Below are 20,284 nucleotides of genomic sequence, written 5' to 3'. Positions count from 1 at the left end.
ATGAAAATAGAAATAGAGAGCATCGTATGCAACTGGGCAAATGAGGTACCCCACATTTTCGTTAGGGTTATCAATGCGATAACCTTGTCTACCAACAAGGAAGAATTGAAAGATGCAATCCATAAGATTGCCGAAGAAACGGAACTCGACAAGTTCTTTGTCTATGGATATGGTAAACATCATTTTTGGCTCACCCATCGCAGGCTATCGAATGGCGAACCAATGGAACGCAGATTATTAATGGCAAAGTTTTAAATACATGAAGGAGAAACGGATTTACAGAGTACAAACGCAATATATTTTCGAGGGTGTGTTTGAAGTTCTTGCCGATAGTAAAGAAAATGCACGGCAGAAAGTCCTGCAAGATTGCGGGTTGGTGATGGGCGGAAGCATTCACAGCACCTTGCCCGATGAAAAGATAAACTGGGCATTCTCTACCCACCCCGAAGTAAAGACCACGCGAGTAACCATTCAAAAGGAGTAAACAACAGCGTACTTAACGGCGGTATGTCTGCCGCCCTCTCCTTTCTTTCGTGAGCAGAAAAAAGGCGGAAAAGAAAGGAGCAAAGAAACCATAAGTCTTCATTCTGCGAATGGCAGAAAGCAACACGAAGAAAAATAGCACACAAAAACTCCCTCTATCGGTATTTTATACTGTTGGAGGGAGTTTTATTGGAGTATTTAGAATTTTACGCATGGGATATAAAACAAGGCGAACTCCACGCGCCGCCGTTTGAGCAGACCAGGCAGCACCTTGCCTTTATAGCGGCAGAAAGAGAGGTATTCGGGCAGGATGTTTCTGTCGCCCCGTTCAAGTTTCCGTATCAGTCGGCTTTTAGGGCGGTTTCTACCACCGAGCAGCGTGCCGGTACCTACATTGTAGGAGAGTACGGTCAGGAGCAAAGCATCCTTGCCGAAACGACGGAAAAGGGCGTATCGGCTGAGCAGGTCGGCACGCAGGAGCGAGTCCGCCTGCCGTTCGGTCATACTTGCCGTAAACCGTTCCCCTTTCAGCAGGCGGTGACCGTAACCGACATACGGATACCGACCGCGCCCATGCCAGCCCTCGAAGTATTTCACGCAGCGCACAGCACGTTCGAAGCGTGAAAGCGGTTGTCGTGGCTGTGCAGGCAAGGAAAGAGCAGTGAGTACAAGCAGACACAAGCAAAATATCCGCCTAACGCCTGCCGCCAAAATGCCTCTCATTCTCTTTTGACGAAGTGTCCTGCCCACCACTCTCGTCCTTTTTCGTGTCGTTGTTGAAACTAAGTTCCAGCTCCTGTGCCTGCCCGTCGGTGCTCTCCACCGTTACCGTGAGTTTCTGTGCATCGGTGGTGGTAGAGGTGTAATAGAGACGGAACACCTCGCGTTTAAGCGGATAACGGTCGTTGGGCTTGAATACCGTGCCGTCATCCATGCGCAGTACGCCTACACCATCATATTGGAAATACCTGATACTGTAGCGCGTGTCGGCAAACCGCCCCTGCCGCACGAGCATGCAGCGTATCTCCACGGTCTGCCCTTTTGTTATCCTGCCCGGTATGGGCATCGTTTCTAACTTGAACGGATATGCCGTTTGAATATCCAACTCGTTATCACAAGCAGATAGACAAAACCCTGCAAGGGCAAGCACTCCCATTACCCAAATCATATTAAAAATTTTCTTTCTCATTTGTTCGTTATTTTTTATCGTTATATATTCAATCCTGCTCGCCAAGAGAGCAGGTACTCATTCAAATCCTTGTGGCCGGCATACAGAGTGGAACAGTCAACGACCTTATCCCCGAAGTTTACCCTCAACCTATCAAAAGTCCGTCGCCCTGCATCGTCATTGTCAAGATAGCATTCTATCCTCTGATAGTCGCCAAGCATTTGCAAAGCTTTCTCCACGTTGGAAACGGAATTAAGCACAAGCCAATCCGAAGCGATGATGCCGAGTTGCATAGCCGAGAGGTAATCCATAAAACCCTCGAAGACGGCACACACGTCTGCACCGCTACGTTTCAGTGAAATATCCTTGGGCGGTATGCACCCCTTGAAGAAGCGATTGCGCAATTCCAGTCCTCCGCTCCTGTTGCGGAAGCCGATGGCATAGTACCGTTTTCCATGTACACGATACCTTATCTCCTCGCAGTTGGGGATGGCAACATAAGCATCGATGCCCCGTTCTTCCAGATAGCCCAGCAATTTGCTGTCCTGTAAGGAACGCACCCAAATATCCTCAAAGGCAGGCTCTCTTTCTTTATTCCTTGTCGATTGCGTCATAACGGGAAGCGGACACGCACCGCTCTTTGCGATAAAAGCCGCCCGCAAAAGAAAATCCTCACTCCCGATGAAAGCTCCTGCCAAATCGAAGATGTCGCCACCCTTGCCCGTTCCAAAGTCGAACCATACATTCTTGGTGGTGTCGACCTTGAAGGAGGGCGTCCGCTCCGTGCGGTACGGAGCGGAATACCACAAGACCTGTCCTCGCTGTTTTGCCGGACGAACCCCCATCGCGTTCAGGAAGTCCGCAATGGGGATTTCTCTCATTCGTCGTGCATCCATCGTCAGTCCATCATGATTTTCAGTCCGACACCGTACTGTGCATGAAAATGCCCCGTAGCACCTCCCCACAGACAGCGTTCCCTGCCGTAGAGCAGCAGCACCAATCTGTCCGTCAGATAGGTCTCCGCCTGTAAGGTAACGGCACCACCGTAAACAAAACCGTCTTTATTACATATCGTAGAGCCGTCGAAAAGCAACTTCTTGCCGCCATTGACCGTCTCATAGCCCGCCAAGGCGGAAACACCCGCCGACAGGAAGAAGGTCTTGCTGACGTCCGAAAGCACGTCACAGAAGAAACCTCCCTCACCCGTGAACTGCTCCACAGGAATACGGCTTTCGCGATAGGGATGGTATCTGCGGAGATATTCCGCCCCGAACACCCATTGATGGCCGCCTTTGGTGTAGGTGGCAAGCGAAGCCCCGAACGAATAGCCCGCATTATTACTTGCAGACTTGGAATAAAAACCGTCTGCCATGCCAGCCGTGAGGCGTATGCCTTTCATTCCGGGCAGACAGCGTTGGGCGTGTGCCTGCCCCCGAAAAAGTGCAAGCGACACGACAAAGAGAAAAAATGCAAGCTTTCTCATCATTACTTCACTTCAAGTTCGCTGATTTCCCTTGCACACACAAGGTCTTCGTCCTCAATGGTGAACGATTGATGCCTGCCGCCGTTCTTCTCGCACAGCTCCACAACGAGCTGCTTACCATCGGGGATGGTGAACTTCGACATGGCAAAGACCGTGCGCTCACTCTTGCCGCCCGGCACGCAGGTAACGTAGTTCTGCGCCCGCAGCGGAAGCACGACCTGCTCCTGCACGGCCGTGCGCTTGGCCACTTTCTTGTCCACGATTTTCCACGTCATGTAATCCACGTCGAAAGGAATGTGGCTTTGGTTCCTGATTTCGGTGTGGAAGTAAATCAGTCCGCCGTGCGTATAGATGCCCTTGAGCAGGTATTGCACGCCGAAACGCTTGCAGCCGATGTGCTTGACTGTTCGCCTGTCCTGCCTGTAAATGGACTTCATGATGAGCCGCACGAGCATCGGGCTCTCGCTGCCCAGTTCGTTAAGGTACACCTCCTGCGCATTGTTCGGACGGTTCGCACTTTCACCGTCGTGAATGATGTCCGTCATCTCCACATTGAGCAGCAGCGGCTCGTCGGCATAGCGCACATTAAAAGTGTAGAAGCAGCCATCTTCGGTGATGACGCTCATGTTCGTCTCCCCCTGAAAGCCCTTGACGGTGGATTTTACGCGGATGACATTCTCCGCTCCGTCCGCCTTACCGGCGATGAGGTTGGGCGAGCCGAGGTCTACGTAGCGCACTTCTGCGGGAAAAAGGATGTGCACCGTCTTTCCATAGGTCACTTCCAATCCGTGGGGCGGTATCATCCGCTCGAAGGTCAGCTGCCGCGTCAGCCCGTCATACGGTGCAGCGGCGGCAACGCCCACCGGTTTTACCTGTTTGATACCCTGTTGCTGTGCATTCGCACATGTTACGCCCATGAAGAGGGCGAGGACAAATAACATTTTCTTCATTTTACTGTTGGATTTAGTTGGTAATAAAAACATTGTCGATTAATCTTTCTTTTGAAAAAGTAGCACGCGGTAGCCCGCCTTGAGATGCACCTTGACGGCGCGCACCTTTTTGGCGAAGTACTGCGACGTGCCTTGCAGCAGTCCCTTGCCCACGTCGGCGGCGAGCTGTGCCCCCGCATCGGTGGAGATGTTCACGCTGCTGCCTGCGGCGGTGCCCATGTTGGCGGCAATCTCCTTGGCGGCACTGCGCTCCATCGAGTTGGGAATAAAGATGCCCTCCTGTCCGTCGGTATCATAGACCGAGAGAGCGGTGGGGATGAGCGTACCGCCGTATTCGAGCGTCTCGATGACGATGGTGAGCCGTTCGCTCTGTATCTTGGCCGCGCCCGTTATAAGGGTGTTCTTCGGCAGGATACGTTCGCCCGCTGCCATCGGTTCAGAGAGCCGTAGGCGCACCGCCTGTCCGTCGCTGACGGTCTGGTTGCCGTAGACGGTGGCGGCGATGGTGTTCTTCTCCGCCGCAGCCTGCACACCTACTGCCGTCTGAAAGCCGTAGTTACGCGCTTGGGAGTGGGCAGCAATAAAAGCTTCGTCCGTCATAGGCTGCCCGAGCGCAGATACCACCTGCCGCACCACCCGCTTGACGGGTGTCATCACGGCTTTCCTGTGTACGCCTGCCGAGGCGGCCGCTTGCAGCGTGTCGCCCGTGGCAGCCTTGCCGAAAGGTGCAGAGCCGCCCGAAGCGGGCATGTACTTCGCCGCCAGCCGGTAGGACTTTTCCAAGAGCGCCTCCTGCTCGTCCATCGCAGAGGAACGGCTGCTTTGCGTATTCAGACGCTCTTCCAATTCGTGCAGGCGGACTTTGAGTTCTTCCTTTTCCGTGTCCTGCCTCGGTTGTTCGCGCTCGTAAAAGCCGCCCAGCGTGGTGTTGAGGTCGCGGTAGGCACCCAATGAAGAGCGTACGGAAGATGTGCTGCCCTGTGCATTGTCCTGCGGGGCGGGTTGCCCGCCCGTGCCGAAATCATCGATGGCGGTATGGGCTGTGCTCGTATTATCCGAGGAAAAGAGCGAGCCGAGGTCTTGCAGGTCTCGGTTGCGCTGTTGCTGCCGCTGCTCCATCTCTGCCGCCTCGTAGGCTTTCCGCTTGTCGGCGATGATGCCCGTGCTGTCAGCAGCAGGCATCTCTATGTTGAAGCCCTTGCCTGCGTCTTCCTTTGCCTTATCCGCGGACGAGGGCGCGAAGATGAGCCACATCGAGCCGGCGAAGAGCAGCACCATGAGCGGATAGACGAGCAGTTTCATCCTCCGCTGCCGCTCGGCTTCGGTGAGCGGTCGTTTCTGTTTTTCTTTACTTGTCAGTGTCATTATCGTTTTTGTTTGAACGTTTGAATATGTTTGATTTCCATGTGCTCGCCGCCACCATGCAGCAGACCATAGACTGATTTGCCGACGGTATAGAGCGAGAGCAGGGCGAAAAGGACGAGCATCGTCAGGACGATGCGCCGCCGCGTCCGCTCGGACAGGCTGTCGTGGTAAGCCCGCAACCGCCGTAAAGCGCGTTTACGGAAGTCGTAGGCTTTCCACAATGCCCACCACAATACTTTGCTGGTCTTTTTCCTTTTCATCGCTTCACGGTTTGAAGGTCCTTGTTTTCGAGAATATTAAAACCCTCGATAGTAAAGCCGTTGGGATTGTCGTCCGAACGGGCAGCGTTCAGGAGGCGGCACTCCGTCTTGAGACTCCGTCGGGTGACGTTGCTCTGCCGGATGATGAGCTGTGTGGCATAGGTCACGGCGCGATAGGGATAGGCGTCGAAGCTGCACACCACGCTGTCCACCCGGAGCGTCTGGTTGATGCCGCCCGCGATGATGCGGTTGTAATAGCCCTTTTCAGCAAAGTCGGCATAGCAGTCGTAGGCACTCTTGTCTGCCAAGAGCAGGGCGCGGCGGACATTGTGTTCGATGGCGCTCTTGTCCGGCGAGAGGGTGAAGAAGAGTTCGTGGAAACGCCGCACATGCTCCCGCGCTTCGGCGGGGCGGTTCTGCGACAAGTCCTGCGAGAGGGCGAGCATCAGGCTCTTGCCCCCGTCCAACACGTAAATCTTCTCGCGCTGCCGCTCGGCAAACCGGTAGGAGCTCCACAGCGTGTAGCCCACGATGGCCGTGCACAGGCAGAGGAAGATGATGCCGAACAGGCGTATCTGCCTGAACGAGCTTTCGATGTTCTTTAGAGATTTGAATTCCATTGTTCTATTCGTTTCTTTCTTTTCTGTTTTACGATTTCATGCGCTGGTAAGCGGACTTGATGAGGTGTCCCGCACGTCCGGCGGCGTTGCCCGCCACGGCTCCCGCTGCACCTGCCGCACGCTTGCCGGCAAGGCTCGCCATGTTGTTGATGCTGCGGTTGTAGCTGCCCATGCCGCCCGCCTGAATGATCCAGCCCGAGACGGTGGGGATGGTGAAGTAGCCCACGATGCCGATGACGAGGAAGACGATGTACACCCCGTTGCTCGCGTCGATGGAGAAGGCGGGGTTGTTCTGCAACTCGGTGATGTCGTTCTGCAGCATCAGTATCTGTATCCTCGCAAGGATGGTGCTGAACAGGTCGGACACGGGCAGCCAGAGGTACACCTGCACATAGCGGCAGACCCACTGCGTGAGCGTGGACTGAAAGCCGTCCCACACGGAGATGGCAAAGGCAATCGGACCGAGTATCGCCAGCACGACGAGGAAGAACGTGCGCAGGGTGTCGATGATGAGCGCGGCGGCCTCGAAGAGCAGCTCCATGATGCTGCGGAAGAAGTCGCGCACCTTCTTTTCGAGGTTGTAAGCACCCCGTTCGAGGTACATCCCCGTCATCGTCGCCAAGTCGGCAGGCGAGAACCCCAGCTCCTCGATCTGCTTGTCGAACGCCTCGTCGCTCACCAAGTAGGCGGTTTCGGGGTTGCGCGCCATCGCCTCGTATTCCAACTTGTCTTTCTGCTCGCGGTACTTCTTCATGTCGAAGGTCTGCTCCTGCAACATCCCGTTGGTACCCTTGACGATGGGACTCATCACGCCGTTAAGCGTGCCGAGCACCACCGTGGGGAAGAACATGATGCACAGCCCGATGACGAACGGGCGGAGCATCGGGAAGACGTCGATGGGCTCGGCACGGGCGAGCGACTGCCACACGCGGTAAGCCACGTAGAAGAGCGCACCCAGACCGGCGATGCCCTTCGCCACGCCCGCCATGTCGGCACACAGCGGCATCATCTCCTCGTAGAGCGAACGGAGGATTTCGTGAAGGTTGTCGAAGTTCATGGCCTACCAGTATCTTTGGTTCGCATTGCCGTAGAGCGCCATCACGCGGTCGAGGTCGTTCCTCTTCTTGGCGCGCAGATAGCTCACGGAGATGTTCTTATTGGTGTAGTAATTCACGAGGTTGCGATAGTTCTTCATCCGCATGTAACAGCGGTCTACCACGTCCATTCTGTCCTTGTCGGTCATCGAGAGCGTGGTGATGTTCACCACCTGCTTGAGTTCCTTGAGCACGTCGTTGCTCTCTTCGAGGAGCTTGGTATAGCCGAAGGCGATGGCACTGAGTTCTGCGGGTGAAAAATTGCTGTCGTGCAGCATCCGGCGATAGCTGTTCACGTAGACGTCGGTAATCTCGCCCACCATCAGAATGGTCTTGCGCACCTTCTGGGCGTCCTTGATGAGACCATTCACTGATTTGAGGGCGTCGTAGTATTTCTTGCCCTGCTCGTAAATCTTCACGGTCTCCCGAAAGTTCTTGACCATGTTCTGCGCCGTGGTCGTGGTCTGTGCGATGTTCTTCCCGGCGTTGATGATGCTCTGTGCGATGTTGGAGGGGTCGATGACCGCCCACTGCGCGCTTGCCCTGCCCGCAAAGAGCAGGCAAAGGGCGATGATGGTAAATACTCTTGTTTTCATTTCTTTGTTGATGTTGATGTGAATACTAAATATGCTGTCTCTTGACTAAGATAAGGATGTGTCAGCCTCGCATACGTGAACAAGGCAGCTTATACACGTTTGTATAACCGGTTATACAGGCTTGTATAATTACTTATACAGACTTGTACAGCTCATTATACACGTTTGTATAATTCATTGGACACATTAGTCCAACCGTTTGGACACGCCTGTCTAATTGATTGGACACGTTTGTCCAATAAGCTGGACAAGTTAGTCCAAGTGTTTGGACACGTTTGTCCAATTATTTATCCACGTTTGACTAAACCGATACATCCAATGATATATCCGACGGGATTAACCGCTCCGTGCCGCCCGTCTTCGCCCGGCCAGCTCCCGGATGGCTTTCTCGATGTCGCCGCCGTACTGCTCCGCCAGTGCGCGCACTTCCACTTTCTCGGTCTCCTCGGTGGTGTAGGCGAGGTATTCCTCGGGACTTACCTCCGTGGCGTAGACGGCACTCTGCACGCCGCCCAGCCCGATCCACACCTCCTTGTAGAGCCGCCCCGGGTGGTTGGCCATGTTGATGGAGAGTATCTGCCCGCGTTCCTTGTCAGTGAGCCCCAAGAGCGCCTGTATCTGGTCGAACTTGTTCATGTACTTGCGCTGGTCGAGCAGTATCTTGCAGTCGGAGTTGTTGATGATGCTCTCCTTGACCACGGGCGAGGAGATGATGTCGTCCACCTCCTGCGTCACCACGATGGCCTCGCCGAAGTATTTTCTCACCGTCTTGTACATGTAGCGCAGGTATTCGGCCATGTTTGCCGAGGAGAGCGCCTTCCACGCCTCTTCCACGATGAGCTGCTTGCGCACGCCCTTGAGCCGCCGCATCTTGCCTATGAACGCCTCCATGATGATGATGGTCACCACGGGGAAGAGTTCGCGGTTCTCCTTGATGCTGTCGATTTCGAAGACGATGAAACGCTTGGAAAGCAGGTCGATATTCTCCGCCGAGTTCAATAGGAAGTCGTAACGTCCGCCGCGGTAGTACTGCCGGAGCGTGGTGAGGAAGTTGTCGATGTTGAAGTCGGACTTCTCCACCTTGATGTCGCGTGCCTCCAGCTCCTGCCGGTAGGTACCTTTCATATACTCGTAAAAGGTGTTGAAACAGGGCGTGACGCTCCTGTCGGTGCGAATCAGCTCCACATAGGCGGACACGGCGCTGCCCAGTTCGGCGGACTCGGTCTTGGAGACTTCCTGACTCTCGCTCTTCCACAGCGTGAGCAGCAGCGTCTTGATGCTGTCCTTCTTCTCCACGTCGAAGACGTAGTCGTCGGTGTAGAAGGGGTTGAACGAGATGGGCTTCTCTTCCGTGTAGGTGAAGTAGACGCCGTCCGCCCCGCCTGTCTTGCGCCGTATCATCTCGCAGAGCCCCTGATAGGAGTTGCCCGTGTCCACGAGCACCACGTGCGTGCCCTGCTCGTAGTACTGGCGCACGAGGTGGTTCATGAAGAACGACTTGCCGCTGCCCGAGGGACCGAGCACGAACTTGTTGCGGTTGGTGATGACGCCACGCTTCATGGGCAGGTCGGAGATGTCCAGATGCAGGGGCTTGCCCGTGAGGCGGTCGACCATCTTGATGCCGAAGGGCGAGGGCGAGCTGCGGTAGTTGGTCTCCTCGGTGAAGAGGCACACCGCCTGCTCGGTGAACGTGTAAAAACTCTCCTCGGCGGGGAAGTCGGCGCCGTTGCCGGGCATGGCCGCCCAGAAGAGCGTCGGGCAGTCCACGGTGTTGTGGCGCGGCATGCACTCCATGCTCGCCAGCTGGCTGCCCGTGTCGTTCTTGATGTGCCTGAGCTCCTCCTCGTCGTCGCTCCATGCCATGACGTTGAAGTGCGCCCTGACGGAGGTCAGCCCGAAGGAGCGTGCCTCGTTGAGATACTCCTCTATCCAGTCCTGATTGATAGCGTTGCTGCGGCTGTAGCGCGAGAGCGACTGCATGTTCTTGGTGGATTTTTCGAACTTCTGCAAGTTCTCCTCGCTGTTGTCGAGGAAGAGGTACTGGTTGTAGATGTGGTTGCAGGGCAGCAGCAGTCCCACGGGTGCGGCGAACGACAGGCGGCAGTCGGAGCGGTCGGTGGAGAGCCGTTCGTAGCGGATGTCGGTGCCCACCTTGGCGGGCAGGTCGCCTGGCTCGGAGAGGGTGAAGAGGCACAGGCGGTTGTCGCCCACCCGCATCTCGCGCGGCGAGAGGTCGATGTCCTGCAGGCAGGTGTCGCCCTCGGGTAGCAGGGAGAGATACCGCTCGATGATGCCCGCCGTGTCGTCGGTGCCGACCAGCTCCTCGTCGGAGAGTCTCTTCAGCGTGATGAAGCCCGAGTCGTTCATGATGCGCTCGAACTGCTCCGTAGCCTCCAAGAACTTGCCTGCCGTCTCCTTGTCTATCTCCTTGGGCACGATGTGTCCGCGGCAGAGCGTGGAGAAGTTGCTCTCGCGGCGGTTGCGCTCCTTGGTCGTCTTGGTGAGGTAGAGGTAGCAGCTGTGCTTGAGGTACGGACGTTCGTTGAAGTGCCGCTCGAAGCTGCGGGAAAGGAAGCTCATGTCCTCCTTTTGCAAATCGGGGCGGTAGCTTTCCCTAATGAACCAGTCCTGCTTGTGCACGATGCAGAAGTCGGGCAGCACCTTGACGGCCTTGCACCACGCGGCGTGTATCGCCTCGTACTCCTGCGCCGTGACGGTGTAGAGTTCGGGCAGCGTCACCGCGAAGCAGACCGTCAGGTCGGCATCTTTGGAGATGATGCACCCGCTCTCCACGGCAAGTAGCGGCAGTTTATTCTCCACTGTGGTGGCTTTAAGAATGTTCCTCATTTTCGTCTTTCTTTTTAAGTTTCTTGTGTCTGATGATACGGGGAAGGGATTTGCGGTGGAGCAGGTAGCGCGGACGGTTGCGGGCGGCACCGAGCTTCATGAGCCCGTGCGCGCCGTACTTGCGGTTCAGGGCGAACGTACCCCACACCAAGGCAGAGGCGGAGACGACCCCGAAACCGATGCAGAACCACTGGTCGATGCCCGTCATGTAGAGGATGACGAACAGGACGAACAGCGTGAGCAGTCCCGCCGCGAAGATGAAAAGGTACTGCGCCTTCAGCCCCTTGAATTCGACCGACGCCCCAATCCCCTTGTTGATTGAAAACTCAGCCATCGTTTCTATTCCTTTCGTCGTTTAGAGGAAGAAGGAACGCAGGATAGTGGCCGCCACGATGAGGAAGATGCAGGCACCGAACCAAGAGGCGGCGGTCTTCGAGGTGTCCGGGTCGCCGGACGAGAACTTCGAATACACCTTCATACCCCCGATAAGCCCCACGACGGCGCCGATGGCGTAGATGAGTTTCGTGGCGGGATCGAAGTACGAGGTCACCATGTTGGTGGCTTGGTTGATGCCCGAAAGACCGTTGCCCTGCGCAAGGGCGGAAGCGGCAGTAAAAAGCAATACTGCCGAGAGAAATGGTTTTTGCTTGTTGTTCATAAAGCTTTGTTTGGTGACGGGCGTGCATGAAAAACGGTCATACACCGCCCGTCGGGGTTGAATTGAAATTGTCTTACTTAACTTTCTTGTGGATATAGTGGCAGCAGGTGCGCCTTATCCGTAGTCTTTTTCCTTCATTGTCATTTCTTGTTAACGGGTTATACAAAATCGCGGATATCGAAGTCTTCGATGCGCGTGGGCAGGACGAGCGGTTTTGCCTCTGTGGCACGGGCGGTATAGAGGTCGATGACTTCGTTGACTCTGTCGGAGATGCCGGCAAAGCTCTCGGTGAGCTTTTGAAAGAGTTCCGTCTCGGCGATGTCCTTGAAGGTCTTGCCGGCGTGGAGCTTTTCCGCTTCGTCTGCTTCGGGCTTTCTCACGGACTTCACCGCCCTGTCGATGTCCTCGAAGCTCGTTCCCCTTGCCGTGGGCATGTCGGGCTCTCCGTCCTCTGCGTCTTCGTTCTCGCCTGCAACATCATTTATCCTGATGTCGGTGAAGGTCTCGTCAAGGCGGTCGGCGGGAATTTGCAGGGAAGGCTTCTCATCCGTTTCGTCGGCAAAGATAGTGTCTTCGATGTCTACCGCCTCCGTTTTTTCCTGCGTGGCAGCTTGTGGCGCCGTAGTGGCAGCGAGTGGCGTCGTCCTTTCCTGTTGAACGGGTACGGAGGCTTCCATCTTGAAACGACTCTTACCCACGATATCGGCAGCCTCGTCCTGCGCTTCGCGCTTCTTTTTGGTTTCTTCCTCTGAAGCCGTTTGCCCTTTGGAGGCAGACGGCCGACTCAAAAGGTGATAGGCCAGCCAAGCATTGTATGCCAGTAGGGCAATGATGAGAAAGGTCGTCATAGCTCCATGTTCTTAAGCAGGGCTTCCTCATAGAGGGCTTTGAGTTCTTCTCCGTGCGTTCTGAAATGTTCTTCGAGCATGTTGCACAGCAAATCCGAGATGTTAACCCTGTTGCTGCATATAAGCTGTACGATTTTGAGCATCTTCTCATGATAGACGACCGGAATGTACACCTGTTTGCCGTCTCTTGCTGTGTAATGCGTCTTCTTCAAGAATGTTTCCCTGTAAAGGGAGAGGTTGTCTTTCTTTTCCATTGTCTTTTGTTTTTAGAATATTGAACTGTTGTTTTCATATAACTTTTTGATTTCTTCGCCGAAATGCTCGAAGTGGTAGGTCAGCACATTGTCTATATAGCTGAACAGTGACACCTCGTCCTTGGCGATGATGCGCAGGATACGCTGTATCCGTTCGTGGTACTCCTTGCGGATGTACACAGTCTTACCGATACGGGCAGGGATGTCCACTTCCTTGTGAAAGGCGGCAAGGTATTCCTGCTCCCTGTCTTTCGATCGTCTGCGGCGTGCCGGCATTTCCTCCGTCTTCTGTTCTTCTTCCTTGCCTGCTTCTTTTCCCATAGGCGCCTCATCTTCCAACTCTTCTTGCTTTTCACTTTCCACTCCGTTCGTCCTTGCTTCGGGTGGGATGCTCATGTCGTCCCGACGGAACGAGTTGATGATGAAATTGCTGTCGATGTCTTCCACTCTTGTCTTCTTTGCCATTGTCTTTATCTTTTGAGGTTTATAATGTCAAGTATTTCGTCTGCGAGCCTGTCCACATTGCTTCCCCGCAGCAGGCTCTTGTCCGTGGGGAATGTCGTGGAGCGGAACACCGCCTTACGCTCGGATGCCATCTCCTTGCGGAACCGCTTGCTGTCGGGAAGTCGGGTGGAAAGGATGGGCAGGGCGAACTCCGCGCACACCTTTTCGTAGGCTTCATAGAGCTCCGTCTTTTCGCGCCCGTCCACCATGTTCCATATCAGGTAAATCCCCTTGATGGCGGATTTGCCCGTGACGACCATCTGCTCGTTGATGACGGTGGCGAACTTGATAGAGCTTTCCATCACCACACGGTCGGCGATGATGGGCGTGAAGATATAGTCCATCCGAGATACGGTATTGACGATTTCGGCATTGTTGATGGTACCGGGCAGGTCGAAGAAGATGACGTCCGGCATATTGCCTCCCCTACAAAGGCTCTCTGCGGAGGTGATGGCGTCCTCGGCGCGGCTGCAGACGACGGGATAGTATTTCTTGCCCAGCTGTCTGAGCAGGTCATACGCCTGTACCTTGTAATAGTCATCCTTCATGATGGTGTCCATGTCGCGCTTGCGCATGTCATGGATGCTGTACTGGGGGAAGTCGCAGTCGATGACGGCGACGTCATATCCCTTTACGTAATGCAGGTAGCTCGCCATGAGCACCGTGAGCGTGGTCTTGCCTGCTCCGCCTTTCTGGGTGGAGAAAGCAACATACAGTGGTTTGTCTTTTTGTTTGTCCATTGTCTTCTTGGTTTTATGGATGATACATATATTGATACATTTGTTTGTCGGTTTGTCGGGTTCTTCCGCTTGATGTTCCAACCATATTCTCGCCGTCCGTCGGTTGTGACCGCCTATTCTCCTTGCAGAGATACTGCCGGAGAAACGGACAACCAAGTGTCGGTTGCAACCAACCAATGGCCATTGGGGCATGAGTCTCTCTCAACCAACCGGCAGATTGACTGACGTCTTTTGGTTTGTCGGTGCAAATAAACAACAAAATGTCGGTACTTGTATCGTTTTTCAGCCACGTGGCAGCTTGTGGCGTCATTGTGGCAGCTTTTGGCGTCGTTCCTATCGGTTTTCGGGTGGATATTCTGCCTAATTTTGCACCCGAGCGACGAGCTCTGTCGGTCGGTGTTCTCCCTGACGGCTTCTGAAGGTAACTCCCTCATCCGTCCGAAGGCGGATGTTTGTGTCCTCAAAGACACAGCAAGATGTCCTTTGAGTTACTCAAAGGCTTTCGGGTAACTCCCGAAAGGTGCCCTCTCTACATAGGGAGAGGGAGGATTTTCTCCGAAGTCGTAAATCCTTTGAAGGGCAGTTCTGCCCATATAGGGGAACAACCGGCACGGCGGCCGAGTCGCAAAACCACTTAATCCACAGAAATATGAAAAAAGAAAATGAAAACAGGGGTGCAGGTGACACCCCCAAATGGGGCAAGCACCCCAAGGAGACAAGGAAGACGCATTGCGTCATGGTGCGTTTCGATGACGAGGAATGGCTTAAATTTCTCTCCATGTACGACCAATCGGGTGTCTATGCCCGTGCGGTTTTCATCAAGGCCCGTGTCTTCTCGCAGTCTTTTCGCGTGATAAAAACGGACAAGACGCTGCTCGATTATTACACCAAGCTCTCGTCTTTTCATGCGCAATACCGCGCCGTGGGCAACAACTACAACCAAGTTGTCAAGGAACTGCGCGTACACTTTTCCGAGAAAAAGGCGATGGCACTGCTTTATAAATTGGAGAAATGCACGCAGGAATTGGTGCTCATCACACAGCAAATCATTCGTCTCACCCAAACCTTCGAGCAGCAATGGTCGCAAAGATAAGCATCGGCAGTTCGCTCTACGGCGCACTTGCTTACAACGCTCAGAAGGTGAATGCGGACGAGGGAAAACTCCTTGCCACCAACAGAGTGTTCGATGGCGGGGACGGACAGATGGACTGCGCCCGGCTGCTGCGTGACTTTTGTAACTGCATGCCCGAAAACGTCAGGACACGCAACACGGTGATTCACGTCTCGCTCAATCCGCATCCCGACGACCGACTCACGGATATGGAGATGGCAAACATCGCACAGGCGTATATGGAGAGGCTTGGCTACGGCAACCAGCCCTATGTGATAGTCAAGCACGAGGACATCGACCGCCACCATGTGCACATCGTATCGGTCAATGTCGACGAAAAGGGTAAACGCATCGACAGGGACTTTCTTTTCCGCAGGAGCGAACGCATACGCAAGGAACTCGAAAAGGAATTTTCTTTGCATCCCGCCGAACGCAAACGAGGCGAATTACGTGAAGCTGCCCATAAGATAAACATCGATAAAGGCGATGTAAAAAAGCAAATCGCAAGCGTGCTTCTTTCTCTCACCGCCCGTTACCGCTTTCAGACGATGGGTGAATACCGCGCCCTGCTTTCGCTCTACAATATCCATGTGGAAGAGACGCGAGGAAAGGTAGGAAGACGGGAGTATCACGGGCTGGTCTACTCGGCAACGGACGATAAAGGCAACAAGGTGGGCAATCCTTTCAAGGCGTCGCTCTTCGGCAAGTCCGCAGGCTATGCCGCCATTGAGAAACGTTTTTCTTTGTCGAAGAAGCAGATAGCCGAAAAGAAATTTACCGAGCCCACCAAACGGGCAGTGCTTCAAGCACTCGGAGAGACCTACCATAGGGACAAGTTCGTAAATCTGCTCAAAGGCAAGGGTATCGACACGGTGCTGCGTCTTACCGACGAGGGTCGCATCTACGGAGCCACCTTCATCGACCACCGAACGGGCTGCGTGCTCAACGGCTCGCGCATGTGCAAGGAACTCTCCGCCAATGCCCTGCAAGAGCACTTTACTTTGTCATACGCAGATGAAAAGCCGATGCCGTTTGTTCTTCATTCCGAAGAGACTGTGCAGGAACACTCTGTTGTCCAAGACGACAACGAAAATCCTTCCTTTGGCCTCGGGCTCCTTAATCCCTCCGGTCAGGCTATAAACGTCGAAGAGGAAGATTTTATCCGAAAGATGAAACGGCGCAAGAAACGAAAGGGCAAAGGGCGGACAATATAGGGAGACTGAACAAACGATGTAAACAACGACACAATAAAAAACAATTAACAAAGAAAATAGATTATGCAACAGGAAGACGATTTAAGGGCATTGGCGAAAATCATGGATTTTCTGCGTGCCGTGAGTATTATCTTGGTGGTCATTAACGTGTATTGGTATGGTTACGGAGCCATCCGCACGTGGGGGCTCGACATCGGCGTGGTAGACCGCATCCTGATGAACTTCCAGCGAACGGCGGGACTCTTCTCCTCTATGCTTTATACAAAACTCTTTGCCGTGGTGCTCTTGGGACTTTCGTGTCTGGGAACGAAAGGTGTGAAGGGTGAGAAGATAACATGGAGGAAGATATATGTCGCACTCGGAGTGGGCGGTGTGCTGTTCTTTCTCAACGGTTGGCAGCTCCGTCTGCCGTTGCCTTTTACTATCGATGTGGGGCTTTATGTCGTTATGATTTCAGCGGGGTATGCCTGCCTGTTGATGGCAGGGCTATGGATGAGCCGACTGTTGAAACACAACCTGATGGACGATGTGTTCAACAACGAAAACGAGAGTTTTATGCAGGAGACGCGGTATATGGAAAATGAATATTCCGTCAATCTGCCCACACGCTTTTACTACAAGAAGAAATGGAACAACGGGTGGATTAATGTGGTGAATCCGTTCCGTGCCACCATCGTATTGGGCACGCCGGGCAGTGGAAAGTCCTATGCCGTGGTCAACTCGTTCATCAAGCAGCAAATAGAAAAGGGGTATTCGATGTATGTCTATGACTTCAAGTTTCCCGACCTGTCGATGATTGCCTACAATCACCTCATCAACCACTTGGGCGGGTACAAGATAAAACCGAAGTTCTATGTCATCAACTTCGACGACCCTCGACGGTCGCACCGCTGTAATCCCATCCACCCAGACTTCATGACGGACATTTCGGATGCCTACGAGAGTGCCTATACGATTATGCTCAACCTGAACAAGACGTGGGTGCAGAAGCAGGGTGACTTCTTCGTGGAGAGTCCGATTATCCTCTTTGCCGCCATCATCTGGTATCTGCGCATTTATCAAGACGGGAAATACTGCACGTTTCCACATGCCATCGAACTGCTCAACCGGAAGTACGAGGATGTGTTTCCCATTCTCACGTCGTATCCCGAATTAGAGAACTACCTTTCTCCCTTCATGGACGCGTGGCAGGGTGGAGCGATGGAGCAGCTGGCGGGGCAGATTGCCTCGGCGAAGATACCGCTGTCGAGGATGATTTCGCCGCAGCTGTATTGGGTGATGACGGGCGATGAGTTCACGCTCGACATCAATAACCCCGAAGAGCCGAAGATACTCTGCGTGGGCAACAATCCCGACCGCCAGAACATTTATGGGGCGGCACTGGGGCTGTATAACTCGCGCATCGTGAAACTCATCAACAAGAAAGGGATGCTCAAATCGTCGGTCATCATCGACGAGTTGCCCACGATTTACTTCAAGGGACTCGACAACCTCATTGCTACGGCGCGTAGCAACAAGGTGGCGGTGTGTCTGGGTTTTCAGGACTTTTCGCAGCTCACGCGCGACTACGGCGACAAGGAGGCGAAAGTCGTGATGAACACGGTAGGAAACATCTTTTCGGGACAGGTGGTGGGAGAGACGGCGAAGACGTTATCGGAACGTTTCGGAAAAGTGTTGCAGAAGCGGCAGTCCATCTCCATCAACCGACAGGACATTTCAACGTCCATCAATACGCAGATGGATGCCCTCATACCGCCGAGCAAGATTTCGGGACTGACACAGGGAATGTTCGTCGGCTCGGTGTCGGATAATTTCGACGAGCGTATCGAACAGAAGATTTTCCATGCCGAGATAGTCATCGACAACGCCCAAGTGGCTGCCGAGACGAAACGGTATAAGCCTATTCCCATCATCACCGACTTCACCGATGCTGAGGGCAACGACCGTATGCGGGAAAAGATACAGGAGAATTATAACCGCATCAAGGCGGAGGTCAAGCAGATCGTAAAAGATGAGCTGGAACGGATTAAGAATGACGAGTCTTTGTCTTATCTTTTACCTAAAAGCCAATAAAATAACGGTTTGATTTGCAAAAGTCCCATAAATTCATTATATTTGTACTTGCAATGAACCAAATGATATTGTGCTATGAATTGTTCCTATCACCCTGATCGACCTGCCGTTACGCAGTGCTCCAAATGTCAGAAAGGATTGTGCGCGGAATGTGCCGGGCATAATGCAAATACTTTATGCGTAGATTGCCGGAAAGAGAAACGGTTCACGTCCATATTAACTTCTGTCATCTTTCTGATTGTTTATGCCGTTGTTTTCTTTCTCGGCTACAAATGGGACTTCTTGTTCGACAGCATGAGCGATCACGCTTTTATGAGCGGATATTTCCTTGTCGCATTGGTGGCAGGATGGCAGCTGTGCAATTTCCTGTTTCGCATGCCGGGAGTTGTCATGACTTTGGAAGAGCTCGGTGTCCTGACGATTATCAAGGTGATTGTCTATTGGCTGATAGGGCTTTTTCTCGCTCCCATTGTTATCTTATGGAATGTGATAAAGATTATTTATCAGGTGATTAGATTTGTGTTGGAGAAATGAAAATGGCAGGATTTTCCTGCCATTTTTCATTGAATGAGTGGGGTGATTTCTATCTACAATTATTCTTGGGAAATATAATTTCTACTCTTGGTTATACTGACTTTCCCAATTGGCTTCTTCCGGTTCTTCGCCCTTGCGTCCTTCCAGCTGAATGACAAAACTCTTTGCAGGGAAGTATGGAGTAAGATGAATGTCGAGCAACACCCTGTCCTTTTGGTTAGGGTCTTGTTCTATCCTGATAACCTTAAATTTCTCAATCAGTCGTGACGGGCCTTTGATGCTATCCAAGAACTTAACGATTTGACTTCGCAAGTCGGCTTCTGTACGGGTCGTCCAATTCTCAAAGGCGCGGCGGTTGAGGAAATCGAACAGCACCTTGGAAATGTAGTCGAATACGCGCACAACAGAATAGGTTTGCAGACCGAGATTATCACCGTTGAAAAGAGTTTTGGCAGAGAATGCCATTACCTTGCTGTATTCGTTTACCATTGGCACTAATCCCATACGTTCGAGTTCGGAAATCTCACTTTTCTTCAAGTCAAAGCGCACGCTTTCCACCTCATTGAGACTACCGAACTTCTTGCCGGCAACCACCTGAGACATTAACGTGCTGTAAATCTTTCCTGCAAGAGCACCTGAACCGGGAACATAGAGATTTTCTTCTTCGCCGACTTCTGTAACCTTAGGTCTACCCAAAAGGTAGTTGCAGGTCATGATGACATTCGACTTATAAACATCGCCACCCGTATGGTCAGCATTGAAGAAGATATCGACGACATCATCCGGTGTTTCCAAGTCTTGGAAATCCGTTACGAGCATCACCTTGTTATCATGTGCCATCTTAGCCCATTTGTCAAGCACGGCGTTGGAACCCAAATAGCCCGGTATGATAAGAATCGAGTAGTTTCTACGCAAATCCAACCTATCGAAATTCTGACTGAGTTCATTACCGATATAATCAATGAAGAGTGTATTATCCAAATCCTTTAATTGTGCCATGTCTGCATTGACGATGGTTACATTCTTCACCTTGCTGCTCTCTGTATTCTTATAGAAGAGGGCTACAGAGCGATAGGCTGTTTCCAAATCGTGGACACGGTTTAACGCCGTATGTAGGTTTTTATTAAGCAGTTCTTCTACACTTTGGGCTTTAGACTTGGCCTTATCTCTCATCTTCTCGGCAGATTCGCCAGATTTGAGTAGTTCCAGCCATACATTGAGACGATTGGCAAGCACCTTACGTTCACCCGCCCATTGTTCGTCCGTTAGGAAGATGTTGCGACGTGCCTTGCGTGTAGGATTCAGATTGGAGAAACCGTCAATGATGTTTTCAAGGAATGCAAAACCACCATATTCTTTCAATTTTTCTAAAGCAGAAGTTGCCGATGGCACTTCTTTTCTTACAGCAGACTTTCCTGTTACTACTGCCTGCTGTTGTTCCTTTACTTTTATTTCGTTTTCCATTATTTCTTATTTGTGGGA

Annotated in this window: 24 protein-coding genes; 6 read left to right on the top strand and 18 right to left on the bottom strand. The window is 52.9% G+C overall.

Features of this window, described 5'->3' with window-relative positions:
• Together DYH27_RS12285 and DYH27_RS12280 are read left to right on the top strand one after the other, a co-directional pair.
• Entirely contained in the window at positions 1 to 255 is a 255-nt protein-coding gene (locus tag DYH27_RS12285; RefSeq protein ID WP_025067486.1) for a hypothetical protein, read from the top strand.
• A 4-nt stretch (positions 256 to 259) separates the two neighbouring features.
• Positions 260 to 484 carry a hypothetical protein gene (locus tag DYH27_RS12280; RefSeq protein ID WP_025067485.1) on the top strand — a complete coding sequence of 75 codons (225 nt, stop codon included), beginning with the start codon at positions 260 to 262 and terminating at the stop codon, positions 482 to 484.
• A gap of 197 nt (positions 485 to 681) precedes the next feature.
• Here DYH27_RS12280 and DYH27_RS12275 read toward each other — a convergent pair whose 3' ends face one another.
• The 17 genes from DYH27_RS12275 to DYH27_RS12195 all read right to left on the bottom strand — a co-directional run bounded on the left by DYH27_RS12275 (position 682) and on the right by DYH27_RS12195 (position 13,870).
• Positions 682 to 1,206 carry a glycoside hydrolase family protein gene (locus DYH27_RS12275; RefSeq protein ID WP_244595184.1) on the bottom strand — a complete coding sequence of 175 codons (525 nt, stop codon included), beginning with the start codon at positions 1,204 to 1,206 and terminating at the stop codon, positions 682 to 684.
• Positions 1,178 to 1,672, bottom strand: coding sequence for a DUF3872 domain-containing protein (locus DYH27_RS12270; protein ID WP_025067483.1), 495 nt, complete (start codon positions 1,670 to 1,672; stop codon positions 1,178 to 1,180). Before DYH27_RS12270 ends, DYH27_RS12275 begins: the two co-directional genes overlap by 29 nt.
• Positions 1,673 to 1,692: 20 nt before the next feature.
• Complete coding sequence (locus tag DYH27_RS12265; protein WP_025067482.1) at positions 1,693 to 2,547, bottom strand: toprim domain-containing protein; 855 nt, start codon at positions 2,545 to 2,547, stop codon at positions 1,693 to 1,695.
• Between the two features lie 2 nt (positions 2,548 to 2,549).
• Positions 2,550 to 3,134, bottom strand: a complete 585-nt coding sequence (locus DYH27_RS12260; RefSeq protein WP_025067481.1) for a conjugal transfer protein TraO — start codon at positions 3,132 to 3,134, stop codon at positions 2,550 to 2,552.
• Positions 3,135 to 3,136: 2 nt separating this feature from the next.
• The gene (traN, locus tag DYH27_RS12255; RefSeq protein ID WP_025067480.1) at positions 3,137 to 4,084 is read right to left on the bottom strand and encodes a conjugative transposon protein TraN; all 948 of its coding nucleotides are present in this window, start codon (positions 4,082 to 4,084) and stop codon (positions 3,137 to 3,139) included.
• Positions 4,085 to 4,123: 39 nt separating this feature from the next.
• Positions 4,124 to 5,449, bottom strand: a complete 1,326-nt coding sequence (traM, locus tag DYH27_RS12250; RefSeq protein ID WP_025067479.1) for a conjugative transposon protein TraM — start codon at positions 5,447 to 5,449, stop codon at positions 4,124 to 4,126.
• Entirely contained in the window at positions 5,449 to 5,709 is a 261-nt protein-coding gene (locus tag DYH27_RS12245) for a TraL conjugative transposon family protein (RefSeq protein WP_025067478.1), read from the bottom strand. The genes traM and DYH27_RS12245 overlap by 1 nt, the downstream gene beginning before the upstream one ends.
• On the bottom strand, positions 5,706 to 6,329 hold the full coding sequence (gene traK, locus DYH27_RS12240) for a conjugative transposon protein TraK (RefSeq protein WP_009161585.1): 624 nt from the start codon (positions 6,327 to 6,329) through the stop codon (positions 5,706 to 5,708). The genes DYH27_RS12245 and traK overlap by 4 nt, the downstream gene beginning before the upstream one ends.
• Before the next feature lie 28 nt (positions 6,330 to 6,357).
• The gene (traJ, locus tag DYH27_RS12235; protein ID WP_004351926.1) at positions 6,358 to 7,386 is read right to left on the bottom strand and encodes a conjugative transposon protein TraJ; all 1,029 of its coding nucleotides are present in this window, start codon (positions 7,384 to 7,386) and stop codon (positions 6,358 to 6,360) included.
• A 3-nt stretch (positions 7,387 to 7,389) separates the two neighbouring features.
• Complete coding sequence (locus DYH27_RS12230; RefSeq protein ID WP_019969161.1) at positions 7,390 to 8,019, bottom strand: DUF4141 domain-containing protein; 630 nt, start codon at positions 8,017 to 8,019, stop codon at positions 7,390 to 7,392.
• Positions 8,020 to 8,355: 336 nt separating this feature from the next.
• Positions 8,356 to 10,866, bottom strand: a complete 2,511-nt coding sequence (locus tag DYH27_RS12225; RefSeq protein WP_029216415.1) for a TraG family conjugative transposon ATPase — start codon at positions 10,864 to 10,866, stop codon at positions 8,356 to 8,358.
• On the bottom strand, positions 10,850 to 11,200 hold the full coding sequence (locus DYH27_RS12220) for a DUF4133 domain-containing protein (RefSeq protein WP_004351903.1): 351 nt from the start codon (positions 11,198 to 11,200) through the stop codon (positions 10,850 to 10,852). Before DYH27_RS12220 ends, DYH27_RS12225 begins: the two co-directional genes overlap by 17 nt.
• Positions 11,201 to 11,221: 21 nt before the next feature.
• The gene (locus DYH27_RS12215) at positions 11,222 to 11,524 is read right to left on the bottom strand and encodes a DUF4134 domain-containing protein (RefSeq protein WP_025067477.1); all 303 of its coding nucleotides are present in this window, start codon (positions 11,522 to 11,524) and stop codon (positions 11,222 to 11,224) included.
• A gap of 158 nt (positions 11,525 to 11,682) precedes the next feature.
• Complete coding sequence (locus DYH27_RS12210) at positions 11,683 to 12,372, bottom strand: hypothetical protein (RefSeq protein ID WP_025067476.1); 690 nt, start codon at positions 12,370 to 12,372, stop codon at positions 11,683 to 11,685.
• Positions 12,369 to 12,626, bottom strand: coding sequence for a DUF3408 domain-containing protein (locus tag DYH27_RS12205; RefSeq protein WP_004351993.1), 258 nt, complete (start codon positions 12,624 to 12,626; stop codon positions 12,369 to 12,371). Before DYH27_RS12205 ends, DYH27_RS12210 begins: the two co-directional genes overlap by 4 nt.
• A 12-nt stretch (positions 12,627 to 12,638) precedes the next feature.
• Positions 12,639 to 13,091, bottom strand: coding sequence for a DUF3408 domain-containing protein (locus DYH27_RS12200; protein WP_025067475.1), 453 nt, complete (start codon positions 13,089 to 13,091; stop codon positions 12,639 to 12,641).
• A 5-nt stretch (positions 13,092 to 13,096) separates the two neighbouring features.
• Positions 13,097 to 13,870: a ParA family protein gene (locus tag DYH27_RS12195; RefSeq protein WP_029754964.1), complete on the bottom strand. Its 774-nt coding sequence runs from the start codon at positions 13,868 to 13,870 to the stop codon at positions 13,097 to 13,099.
• 649 nt (positions 13,871 to 14,519) lie between these two features.
• On the opposite strand from DYH27_RS12195, the gene mobA reads away from it, so the two are divergent.
• The 4 genes from mobA (at position 14,520) to DYH27_RS13315 (ending at position 18,802) form a co-directional block, all read left to right on the top strand.
• Positions 14,520 to 14,963, top strand: coding sequence for a conjugal transfer protein MobA (gene mobA, locus DYH27_RS12185; protein ID WP_025067473.1), 444 nt, complete (start codon positions 14,520 to 14,522; stop codon positions 14,961 to 14,963).
• Positions 14,948 to 16,195, top strand: coding sequence for a conjugal transfer protein MobB (gene mobB, locus DYH27_RS12180; protein ID WP_025067472.1), 1,248 nt, complete (start codon positions 14,948 to 14,950; stop codon positions 16,193 to 16,195). The genes mobA and mobB overlap by 16 nt, the downstream gene beginning before the upstream one ends.
• 60 nt (positions 16,196 to 16,255) lie before the next feature.
• Positions 16,256 to 18,268, top strand: coding sequence for a conjugal transfer protein MobC (gene mobC / locus DYH27_RS12175; RefSeq protein WP_029216416.1), 2,013 nt, complete (start codon positions 16,256 to 16,258; stop codon positions 18,266 to 18,268).
• A gap of 294 nt (positions 18,269 to 18,562) precedes the next feature.
• Entirely contained in the window at positions 18,563 to 18,802 is a 240-nt protein-coding gene (locus DYH27_RS13315; protein WP_147287466.1) for a hypothetical protein, read from the top strand.
• Between the two features lie 81 nt (positions 18,803 to 18,883).
• Here the strand turns inward: DYH27_RS13315 and DYH27_RS12165 are convergent, their stop codons facing one another.
• Complete coding sequence (locus DYH27_RS12165) at positions 18,884 to 20,266, bottom strand: DUF5458 family protein (protein WP_036860321.1); 1,383 nt, start codon at positions 20,264 to 20,266, stop codon at positions 18,884 to 18,886.
• Positions 20,267 to 20,284: the final 18 nt, after the last annotated feature.

Origin of the sequence: Prevotella denticola (genome assembly GCF_900454835.1) — a bacterium.
In the GTDB taxonomy this organism is placed as follows: domain Bacteria; phylum Bacteroidota; class Bacteroidia; order Bacteroidales; family Bacteroidaceae; genus Prevotella; species Prevotella denticola.
The sequence above is the reverse complement of the archived record's forward strand: the minus strand, read 5'-3'. Positions and strand labels throughout refer to the sequence as shown.